This window comes from Lacticaseibacillus jixianensis, assembly GCF_003946485.1.
Taxonomy (GTDB): Bacteria; Bacillota; Bacilli; order Lactobacillales; family Lactobacillaceae; genus Lacticaseibacillus; species Lacticaseibacillus jixianensis.
The window spans coordinates 1-9,520 of sequence record NZ_RHOJ01000040.1 but is presented as its reverse complement, the minus strand read 5'-3'; the positions used below and the strand labels follow the sequence as shown (position 1 = coordinate 9,520).

Here is a 9,520-nt window from a genome sequence, read left to right as displayed (position 1 = left end):
TCATATAATGAGTTATTTGAATAGCTCGATTTGTTGTTTGCGAATTGACTTCGCTCATGTACTTAATTCTTTTCAACTTTCATTGAAAAGCCCTATCACATTTACGAAACTTTGTTCAGTTTTCAAAGGACTACCTTGTCCAAAAGACAACTTTCATAGTATATCTAATGGCCAGTTCGTTGTCAAATGTTATTTGACTAAATATTCATCGGATGAATATTTAGTAAGTGACTCGCATCGCCCGGAAGGCTTTGTGTTTTGACAACAACAAGTATCTTACCAGCTACCGACCACTTTCGTCAACAACAAATCCAAGGAATGTGAGCTAAAAAATTAAACCCGAACAAGGAATAAAAATGCAAACTCCTTGTTCGGGTTTAATTTGATTTGAGGTCAGCCAGTCCGCCCTATGAAACTTTGCCTAGCTTGATTTGACATTCAGGACACAAGCCATAAACCTCCAAGTGATGGCCATCGACCAAGAAACCAGTCTTGGCCGCCGCCACTTGTTCAACATCCGTTAATTTGTTATAGCTGAAATCAACAATCTTGCCACAATTCCGGCAAATCACATGATAATGCGGCTCGAGCGCAAAATCAAAATGCGTTGCAACGCCTCCCACATTCATCTCTTCAACCAGTCCAAGGTCTGCCAGCAGTTTCAAATTATTGTACACCGTCGCCACACTCATATGTGGGAACCGCGGCGCCAATGCGGCAAAAATCCGTTCTGCTGTCGGGTGTGCCTCGCTGGCAATCAAATATCTGATGATCGCGTCGCGCTGTGGCGTCACCCGGATCTTGTTCTTCTTAAGCTGCACAATCGTTTGATTGTATACTGTTTCTTCCATATTTTTCACCTATATTAGAATGATTCTTCCATCCACGGTTAGCATACCCCTAACCCCTAAAACGTGCAAACAAGACCCCTGGGGTTGCCAGGGGTCTTGCTTGCACTACTTAGCGGAGCTGCTGGAACTGCTACTGGAACTACTACTGGAACTGCTACTCGAGCTGCTGTTTGCATCACCCTTTAACTCAGGGGCATCGGTGACATAGTCATCAGCAAATGATTTTCCGCCATTCTTGGCCATGGCACTTGTCCCTGCCCGCTGGGCGGCTTTGAGTTTCGCTTGCGCCTTCTTTAGCGTGTAATTGTAATCGCGCTTATCCACTTTCTTGAATCCGGAAGGGGTGTAGAAACGCAACAGGTCACCATTAAGGATGCGGTCAGACAGAGAGAGCTCCGTGGTCACCTTATTGGTTGCGGTATCGATCAACCGTTTTTGAGCGCTGCTGAGTCGCTTGATCTCTTTACTGGTCTTCGTGTTGTAATAGGCACTGCCGACCTTCGTAATCGTCGGCGTGACCCAATCACCATCGCGGAACGCCACGGTCTGGTCATGCTGAGGCGAAAGAAGGTCAGACCCAAACATGACGTAGTTCGACGTGTCCACTCCCAGCAAATGCAGCAAGGTCGGCAAAACGTCGATTTCCCCGCCATAGGTGTGGTTGATTCCGCCTTTCAGCCCGTCCATGTGAATCATGAACGGCACCCGCTGGTACATGGCATTGTCAAAGTCATTGTAGTTCTTGATCCCTGTCAGCTTGGCCATGGCCTTTTTATGGTTATCGGAGATCCCATAGTGGTCACCGTAAAAGACGACCATGCTGGACTTGTCCAGACCAGTCTTTTGCAACCACGCCATGAACTCACCAATCGACTGATCCAGGTAGTGGGCAGTTTGCACGTACCCATCGACCGTCTTGTCGCCGGTGTCGGTCTTAGCAATTGTCTGATTCTTCTTGTCTAAGACGTAGGAGAAGTGATTCGTCACCGTGATCAGCTTTGTGTAAAATGGCTGCGGCAGCTGCTGAACATAATCGGCAGCGTACTTCATGAATAGCTTGTCCTTCAGGCCGTAGCCGACCTCATCATCCTTGATAGAGGGAAAGTACTGCTTCGAGAAGAAGTAATCGTAGCCCCAGGATTTATAGGTATTATCGCGGTTCCAAAAACTTGGCACATCCCCGTGCGCCGCCGCGGTCGTGTAGCCCTGCTGATCGAGGATCGCCGGCGCCGCCTGGAAGGTGTTCGAGGTGCCGTCGATACTCATCGCGGACCCCTCTGGCAGACCGAACAACGAGTTCTCAAGCATCATTTCTGCGTCCGCCGTCTTGCCCTGACCAACCTGATTGAAGAAATTGTCAAAGCTCAGCGTGTCATTCGCGTGGTAGATCTTGTTGAGGTTCGGGGTCACTTCTTGGTCATCCCACTTGTAATCGATCAGAAACTGCTGAAACGATTCCAAGTGAATGATGAACACATTCTTCCCCTTGGCGCGGCCGTAATAGCTGACGTTTTTGGCGACCTGGTGGTGCTTGACGTATGCCAGTACGGAATCAAGATCAGAGGCCTTCGCGTTCGCCTTCTCCGCAGAGGTCTGCGCGGTCTTGACGCCATCCACCACCGTGTAGGCGTTAAGCCCAAGATACTTCACGATGTAGTTGTTGTCGAAGGTCCGCGTCAAAAGCCCCGAGCGGTCAGAATCCGCCATGGACAAGTTAGCCCCGATCATGAACAGCGCCAGCACGGTGACCCCTAGGGCAAACCGCTTCTTGATTGGCCGAATATCGATTCTGAGCACGTGGAAGGCCAGCAGCAGGATCAACACAACCAGGTCAAGGAAGATCAGCCAGTCCCCTGGCTGCATGATGCCCATGACCCCCTTGCTCAGATTGTTAGAAACTGAGCCCGAGTTCTTGATTAGGGCAAACGTCAGAAAGTCCGAGAATTCGCGGTAATACAAGACGTTCGCAAACAACCACGCCGACGTCAGAAAATCTACGATCAGCATCACCACGTAGGACTTGCGCCCACTGAGATAAAAGGCCAGCCCAAACAGCAGGATCGTCGTCGGCAGCGGGTTCAGGGCCAGCAGCAGGTGCTGCATTTGCCCCTTCACGCCCAAGTTAAATTTAGTGTTATAGGCCCAGTAGGTTTTTGCCCAAAACAAAGCTGCGGCTAGCAAGAAAAAGCCGAGCCGGGTATTAAAGAATCCGCGAATTTTACCGCCGATCTGATTCATACTGATCCTCCAGACAATTAATTACGTTATCGTTCACACAAACACACTGGTAAGTCTACACAATCCCACAACGGTTGACAATTAACGGCTCCGCGTGCTCGGCGGATTTAACCCCATCTTAATGACATGGGCAGCGGACGGCCAGCCCCTGTTTCTGCCGCCGGCCACGAAAAAAGCCAGGCGAGCCTGGCTTTCAATCCTCTAGTCTTCCGAGTCATCCAGCAGATCGTAAATCTCGATTGCTGCCAAATCAATGTCATCGAACTCGAACTTCTGGTGCGTGGTGACTTCTTCCAAGACGTACGTTTCCGTGCTTGGGTCGTACGTGACTTCTCCCTTTTCCACACCGTCTTTTTCAAAGCGGCGCGATTGCACTGAACCGTCCTCGGATTCCTGCATCGCTTCTAAGCGTTTGATAATCGCAACTAATTGTGAGCTTTTCATACGCGGCCCCTTTCTATTCTGTCATAGCGTACCATAAAATTCCGCGTCATGGTGACGAAATTCCCGTGTCATTCCATTTTTTTACGTTCCGTCAAATACATTCGGTCCGGGGTGACGGCCAGCGCGATCCCCCCAAGCAGCATCCCCAAGTAGTACGTGAGAAACCGCCAAAGGAGCATCGCAAGCACGAGCTGCGCCGGCCCAGGAACAAACGACGCGAACAGGGTTTTGAAGCTGTACTCTGCCCCGCCGGTCCCACCAGGAATTGGAAACAGCGAGACAATCATCACGATCATGACGTGCATCACCATCACGTCGACCAAGCTGACGTGGAAGATGCCAAAGCTGCGCAGCACGAAGTAAGGAACCGAATAGTACAGGAGCAGCTGGCCGAACGTCAGGGCTGCCGCCTTAAACACTTTGGCCTTCGCCTGCTTCAAGTGCAGGCTTTCGGCGTAAAACGTGTCGATCTTCTCGTCCATTTTGGCCTGCAACCGGCGCTGCCGCTCCGCACTCACGAACCAGCCGGCGACATGAACAAACCACGACACCAGCTTCTTGGTGAAACTATAGTAGTACATGACCAGCAGCAGCCCAACGATCACGGTCACGTGAATTACAAACCCGAACACGATGAGCAGCGCTAAGGGCCCAAACTTGCTGGCCACCTGGTTAAACCCAATGACCAAAGTCAGCACAAAGTTGATCAGGACCATGAACTGGTAGACGATAAATTTCATCAGCAGCACCGAACTGGCGCGGCCGCCCTCGACGCCTGCCTGCATCAGCGCCACCAGTTGGGCCGGCTGGCCCCCTGAAGCAAAGGGCGTGATGTTGTTGAACAGCTGCTCGATCAGCGGCACGCGGAAGGCGGCCTTGAAACTCAGGCGTTCGCCGTCGTGCTCAACGAACATCCGCACGACAAAACTTTCAACCACCCAAGAGCAGATCATCACCAGCAACGCGAGCAGGAGCCACCATAAGTTCATCGTGGCCAGCGTGTGGATCGCCGCATGGACGTTGACCGTGCGCATCTCAAACGCAAAAATGCCAACTCCAAGCAGGACCATGGTGAACGCCGCGATTTTATTCCCCCGGCTCATCGACGTGCCGCCCCGATTTTAGCCTGGGCCAGGTAAAAGTCATGCCAGACCCGCGCCAGCCGGTCCTCGGAATAAGTGGCCGCGGCCTGGTCCGCTTTGTGCGTATACGTCTTCTGCATGCTCGGCGTTTGCTGCAGAGCGCGCAACTGCTGATTCATGGCGTCCTGGTCCTTGGCCATCATGGCGTACGGCGTAATGATCTCGTCATACAAGGCAAGGTCGCGCACCATCACCGGCGTGGCGGTCGAGAACGCCTCAAGCACCGACATGGGAAACAGCTCATCAAACGATGGCAGCAGAAAGACGTCGGCAATGTTATAGTAATCAACCATCTCGTCGCGCGGGACGATTCCAGTGAAGGTCAGGTTGGCGGGAGCATTTTCCACTTCGGCCTTCAAATGATCATAGCCGTTAGTGATCATGCCAAAAGAGAACCCGCCGGCCCAGATGAACTGCATCTGGGGATTACGCTTGGCAAGGCCAATGAAATCATCGACCCCTTTGCGATCCTGCACCTGGCCCGCGCCGAAGACAACAAACGCGTCGGCCTTGATCCCGTGCTTTTTCCGGAGCATCTGCTTTTGCTCCGGCGTCGCGGGGTAGAAGGTCTCGCGCGAGACAAAGTTGGGGATGAAGGTGACCTTGCGGGGATCAATGCCATACGCCGCCAGCTTCGGAATAAAGTTGGGATTCACCACCACCAGCCGATCCATGCGCTTGTAAAAAGCGACCGTGTAGGTGTCCAGCGACCAGCGGGCGACGCGCGGGAGGCGCAGGCTCTGATCAAGCGTATCCGGAAGGAAGTGGACGTACCCAATTTTTTGACCGCGCCGTTTGGAAAACGTTGAAGCAAAAAAGGCCGGATCGATCGTGTGGTAATGACTGACCAGGCTTGGGGAATACTTATTGATGCTGATTTTGAACTCAGTGGGGAAATATTTGCGCAGCAAGGCGATCAGTTCAGTGTAAACAGCACCGACGCCCTGGCCTGCGACCTTGTCCGCCGAGGAGAACATATGAATATCGAGCATGACTATCCTTTCATCGTCGGTTCATCCAGCCGCTCGGCCTCGTCGGCCAATTCCTCGGCAAACTCTTCCTGGGCCTTCGCGTAGACCTTCAACACGCGCTCCCCAAACAAGTCCGCCGAGATGGCGTGAAGTTTGGCGTTGCGCGGTGCGGGATCATCGAACACATGTGGGTGCTGCAGGTAATTGACCAGTTGATTGACCATTTCAGCCTGCGTAGTGAAGGTCGTCCCAATGGCCGGGTCATCCAGCAAGCTGTTGGTGTACGCAGCAGAAAGCGCCACGACCTTGCGCTCGGCAGCCAGGGCCTCAATGTAAGTTAGACCCTGTGATTCCGAATCGCTGGCCGAAACGAAAATATCTGCCGCCCGGTAGTAATCTGGCACATCTGAATGATCGACCTGGCCGATAAACCGAACGTGGTCCGCGATGCCCAGATTTTGGGCCTGATGCTCCAGGTCCTCCCGAGCGGGCCCGTCCCCGACCACCAGCAGCACCGTCTCCGGCACCTGGGCCAGGACCGCGGGCATCGCCGCAAGGATTTTGTCGATCCGCTTTTCATAAGCCACGCGCGACAGTGAGAGCAGCACGGGCACGTCCTGCAGTCCCAGCTGTTTGCGAAGCTGGGGATTCTTGGCGGCCTTGAACTGGGTCAAGTCCACGCCTGTCGGAATCACCGAAATCGGCGTTTTGATGCCATAGCCCTGCAGTGATTGCATCGCGCGGTTTGACGGCGTGATGACCTGAGTGACGTGGTAAAGGTAGGCGCGCATGAACTGCTTTACGTGATAAGGCCGCAGCAGGTGGCCGTTCATGACGTAGTGCAGGTAGTCCTCATACATGGTGTGGTACGTGTGCACCGTTGGCACCTTGAGCTGGCGGGCTACGAACTTACCGATGTAGCCCATCGAAAACTCGGTCTGGGTGTGCACTAGGTCCAGCTGCAGCTCCTTGGCGACCGAGTAGGCATGAAACAGTCCCCGCACCGCAACGCGGCGGTCGGTAAAGGAGACGAACGGCACGCTGCCGAAGCGAAAGACGTTCGGCTCCACGGCATCATCAGGAACGTGGGGATCTGAGGTCGTGAAGATGTAAACGGAGTGCCCTTTGCGCTCCAAATCATCCTTCAGCGTCTTGATCGAAGTCGCGACGCCGCTGACCTGCGGAAAATAAGTATCAGTGAAAATCCCGATGTTCATCTGTACGCCTCCCAACGACTGTTCATTTCCAGTATACGTTACCAGCGTGGACAATCAATTTTCACGCCTTCATACGCACAAGTTTAACAGAAATCTTACTGAAACCATCCACCTATGGTCTGAAATTTACATAACAAATTTGTCATGCCGTATAAAAAAAGACCCATCTAAGGGTCTGTCTACCGCTGATCGGGGTCGAACCGATACTCCATTGCTGGAACCAGATTTTGAGTCTGGCGCGTCTGCCAATTCCGCCACAGCGGCATATTTGAAATTCTCTTGGCTTAGTCCAAGAAGGCGGTGATCGGATTCGAACCGACGCATATAGGTTTTGCAGACCTTTGCCTTACCACTTGGCTACACCGCCAGGAGTTGCTCTTCGCAATTGGGATAGCTGGATTCGAACCAGCGCATGACGGAGTCAAAGTCCGTTGCCTTACCACTTGGCTATATCCCAATCAAGGGCGGATAGTGGGAATCGAACCCACGTATGCTGGATCCACAAACCAGTGTGTTAACCACTTCACCATATCCGCCATCATAACAAAAGCAGGGATAGTAGGAATTGAACCCACACTGACGGTTTTGGAGACCGTAGTTCTACCTTTAAACTATATCCCTATAAAAAATGGAGGATCTAGGATTCGAACCTAGGAACCCGAAGGAACGGATTTACAGTCCGTCGCGTTTAGCCTCTTCGCTAATCCTCCATAAATGGCGCGGGACGGAATCGAACCGCCGACACATGCAGCTTCAATGCATTGCTCTACCGACTGAGCTACCGAGCCATTAACGGTTCCAACGAGACTCGAACTCGTGATCTCCTGCGTGACAGGCAGGCGTCCTAACCAACTAGACCATGGAACCAACAATATTCAATTGTAATTGCGGGAGCTGGATTTGAACCAACGACCTCCGGGTTATGAGCCCGACGAGCTACCAGACTGCTCTATCCCGCGATAATGTTAAAAGGAGAATGAGGGATTCGAACCCTCGCGTGGTTTGACCCACCTAACGGTTTTCAAGACCGTCCCCTTCAGCCACTTGGGTAATTCTCCATGTCGCCCATGACCCGTACGGGATTTGAACCCATGTTACCGCCGTGAAAGGGCGGTGTCTTAACCACTTGACCAACGGGCCATCCAACGGAGAAGGAGGGATTTGAACCCTCGCACGGTATGACCCGTCTACACCCTTAGCAGGGGCGCCTCTTCAGCCACTTGAGTACTTCTCCATAGAATATATTCAGTTCTGCAGCGTTTGCCGCAATGGGCCTAAATGGACTTGAACCATCGACCTCACGCTTATCAGGCGTGCGCTCTAACCAGCTGAGCTATAGGCCCAAAATATCGATCCAGCGGGTGACGAGAATCGAACTCGCGACAACAGCTTGGAAGGCTGTGGTTTTACCACTAAACTACACCCGCATGTCAGCGGAGATGGCGCGGGACAGAATCGAACTGCCGACACATGGAGCTTCAATCCATTGCTCTACCAACTGAGCTACCGAGCCGACACCGGTTCCAACGAGACTCGAACTCGTGATCTCCTGCGTGACAGGCAGGCGTCCTAACCAACTAGACCATGGAACCAATTGCGGGAGCTGGATTTGAACCAACGACCTCCGGGTTATGAGCCCGACGAGCTACCAGACTGCTCTATCCCGCGATAATGGTATGAATATTCAATTTTCAGCCCAAGGCTCAACACCGATGGACCTTGTAGGACTCGAACCTACGACCGAGCGGTTATGAGCCGCCTGCTCTAACCAACTGAGCTAAAGGTCCAAGTCGATCGCGGCGGGGGGGATCGAACCCTCGACCTCCCGGGTATGAACCGGACGCTCTAGCCAGCTGAGCTACACCGCGAAAAATGTTGCCAGGACGATGACCTTCGCCCTATCGGGAAAACAGGATTCGAACCTGCGACCCCCTGGTCCCAAACCAGGTGCTCTACCAAGCTGAGCTATTTCCCGATGATGCACCCAGTAGGAGTCGAACCTACAACCTTCTGATTCGTAGTCAGACACTCTATCCAATTGCGCTATGGGTGCATATTCAATTTGCTGCCTAACGGCAACAGCGGAAGACGGGATTCGAACCCGCGACCTCCACCATGGCAAGGTGGCGTTCTACCACTGAACTACTTCCGCATGGAACTTGGGATGGATCAAGCGATCCACTGGAGGATACAGGGCTCGAACCTGTGACCCTCTGCTTGTAAGGCAGACGCTCTCCCAACTGAGCTAATCCTCCATGATATAAAGCGCGGCAGCTTCCTACCCTCGCAGGCAGTCACCCACCAACTACTCTCGGCGTAGAGAAGCTTAACTTCTGTGTTCGGCATGGGAACAGGTGTATCCTTCTCGCTATCGCCACCGCACTTATTTAATTGAAGGTTTGCACCCTCAAAACTGGCTATCATTGTTTTAAATGCTTCAAACGCGTATTTGCTCACTAGGTGCGCTCCGCTTGAGCAACGGATGAGTGTCTAGCTACGCGATCGTCATCACCGGCAAAGCCGGTAATGCCACTCGCTAGGCTAGCCATCATCCTAAGGGCGCTCAAGCTACGCAGCCTTTTGGTTAAGTCCTCGACCGATTAGTACTGGTCCGCTCCATGCATCGCTGCACTTCCACTTCCAGCCTATCTACCTGA

General features: G+C 52.7%; 6 protein-coding genes, 23 tRNA genes and 1 rRNA gene. All 30 read right to left on the bottom strand.

Features of this window, described 5'->3' with window-relative positions; translation table 11 throughout:
• Window positions 1-407: 407 nt before the first annotated feature.
• The 30 genes from EKM85_RS11235 to rrf all read right to left on the bottom strand — a co-directional run bounded on the left by EKM85_RS11235 (window position 408) and on the right by rrf (window position 9,245).
• A complete protein-coding gene (locus EKM85_RS11235) occupies window positions 408-851 on the bottom strand; it encodes a Fur family transcriptional regulator (RefSeq protein WP_125586929.1) in 444 nt (147 codons plus the stop codon).
• Window positions 852-956: 105 nt separating this feature from the next.
• Window positions 957-3,089 (bottom strand): LTA synthase family protein, encoded by a 2,133-nt coding sequence (locus EKM85_RS11230; RefSeq protein WP_125586927.1) that lies wholly within the window; start codon window positions 3,087-3,089, stop codon window positions 957-959.
• Between the two features lie 201 nt (window positions 3,090-3,290).
• Complete coding sequence (locus EKM85_RS11225) at window positions 3,291-3,533, bottom strand: YkuJ family protein (protein WP_125586925.1); 243 nt, start codon at window positions 3,531-3,533, stop codon at window positions 3,291-3,293.
• A gap of 68 nt (window positions 3,534-3,601) precedes the next feature.
• Window positions 3,602-4,636 (bottom strand): lysylphosphatidylglycerol synthase transmembrane domain-containing protein, encoded by a 1,035-nt coding sequence (locus EKM85_RS11220; RefSeq protein ID WP_125586923.1) that lies wholly within the window; start codon window positions 4,634-4,636, stop codon window positions 3,602-3,604.
• Complete coding sequence (locus EKM85_RS11215) at window positions 4,633-5,667, bottom strand: glycosyltransferase family 4 protein (protein ID WP_125586921.1); 1,035 nt, start codon at window positions 5,665-5,667, stop codon at window positions 4,633-4,635. Before EKM85_RS11215 ends, EKM85_RS11220 begins: the two co-directional genes overlap by 4 nt.
• A gap of 2 nt (window positions 5,668-5,669) precedes the next feature.
• Window positions 5,670-6,863 (bottom strand): glycosyltransferase family 4 protein, encoded by a 1,194-nt coding sequence (locus tag EKM85_RS11210; RefSeq protein WP_125586919.1) that lies wholly within the window; start codon window positions 6,861-6,863, stop codon window positions 5,670-5,672.
• 180 nt (window positions 6,864-7,043) lie between these two features.
• A tRNA-Leu gene (locus EKM85_RS11205) sits at window positions 7,044-7,127 on the bottom strand.
• Window positions 7,128-7,158: 31 nt separating this feature from the next.
• Window positions 7,159-7,230, bottom strand: a tRNA-Cys gene (locus EKM85_RS11200).
• Window positions 7,231-7,248: 18 nt separating this feature from the next.
• Window positions 7,249-7,320: transfer RNA gene (locus EKM85_RS11195), tRNA-Gln, on the bottom strand.
• Window positions 7,321-7,326: 6 nt separating this feature from the next.
• A tRNA-His gene (locus tag EKM85_RS11190) sits at window positions 7,327-7,399 on the bottom strand.
• 14 nt (window positions 7,400-7,413) lie between these two features.
• Window positions 7,414-7,484 (bottom strand) — tRNA-Trp (locus EKM85_RS11185).
• Between the two features lie 8 nt (window positions 7,485-7,492).
• Window positions 7,493-7,573, bottom strand: a tRNA-Tyr gene (locus tag EKM85_RS11180).
• A 5-nt stretch (window positions 7,574-7,578) separates the two neighbouring features.
• A tRNA-Phe gene (locus EKM85_RS11175) sits at window positions 7,579-7,651 on the bottom strand.
• Window positions 7,652-7,656: 5 nt separating this feature from the next.
• Window positions 7,657-7,730, bottom strand: a tRNA-Asp gene (locus EKM85_RS11170).
• Window positions 7,731-7,748: 18 nt separating this feature from the next.
• Window positions 7,749-7,822: transfer RNA gene (locus EKM85_RS11165), tRNA-Met, on the bottom strand.
• Window positions 7,823-7,833: 11 nt separating this feature from the next.
• Window positions 7,834-7,921 (bottom strand) — tRNA-Ser (locus EKM85_RS11160).
• A 10-nt stretch (window positions 7,922-7,931) separates the two neighbouring features.
• Window positions 7,932-8,003: transfer RNA gene (locus EKM85_RS11155), tRNA-Glu, on the bottom strand.
• Between the two features lie 6 nt (window positions 8,004-8,009).
• Window positions 8,010-8,097 (bottom strand) — tRNA-Ser (locus EKM85_RS11150).
• Between the two features lie 35 nt (window positions 8,098-8,132).
• Window positions 8,133-8,206 (bottom strand) — tRNA-Ile (locus tag EKM85_RS11145).
• 13 nt (window positions 8,207-8,219) lie between these two features.
• Window positions 8,220-8,290: transfer RNA gene (locus tag EKM85_RS11140), tRNA-Gly, on the bottom strand.
• Between the two features lie 13 nt (window positions 8,291-8,303).
• Window positions 8,304-8,376 (bottom strand) — tRNA-Phe (locus EKM85_RS11135).
• Between the two features lie 5 nt (window positions 8,377-8,381).
• Window positions 8,382-8,455 (bottom strand) — tRNA-Asp (locus EKM85_RS11130).
• A gap of 2 nt (window positions 8,456-8,457) precedes the next feature.
• Window positions 8,458-8,531, bottom strand: a tRNA-Met gene (locus EKM85_RS11125).
• Between the two features lie 45 nt (window positions 8,532-8,576).
• A tRNA-Ile gene (locus EKM85_RS11120) sits at window positions 8,577-8,650 on the bottom strand.
• Between the two features lie 7 nt (window positions 8,651-8,657).
• Window positions 8,658-8,731: transfer RNA gene (locus EKM85_RS11115), tRNA-Met, on the bottom strand.
• Window positions 8,732-8,764: 33 nt separating this feature from the next.
• Window positions 8,765-8,838, bottom strand: a tRNA-Pro gene (locus EKM85_RS11110).
• Between the two features lie 4 nt (window positions 8,839-8,842).
• Window positions 8,843-8,916 (bottom strand) — tRNA-Arg (locus EKM85_RS11105).
• Window positions 8,917-8,943: 27 nt separating this feature from the next.
• Window positions 8,944-9,015: transfer RNA gene (locus EKM85_RS11100), tRNA-Gly, on the bottom strand.
• A 30-nt stretch (window positions 9,016-9,045) separates the two neighbouring features.
• Window positions 9,046-9,118, bottom strand: a tRNA-Val gene (locus tag EKM85_RS11095).
• 10 nt (window positions 9,119-9,128) lie between these two features.
• A 5S ribosomal RNA gene (gene rrf, locus EKM85_RS11090) occupies window positions 9,129-9,245 on the bottom strand.
• Window positions 9,246-9,520 lie beyond the last annotated feature (275 nt).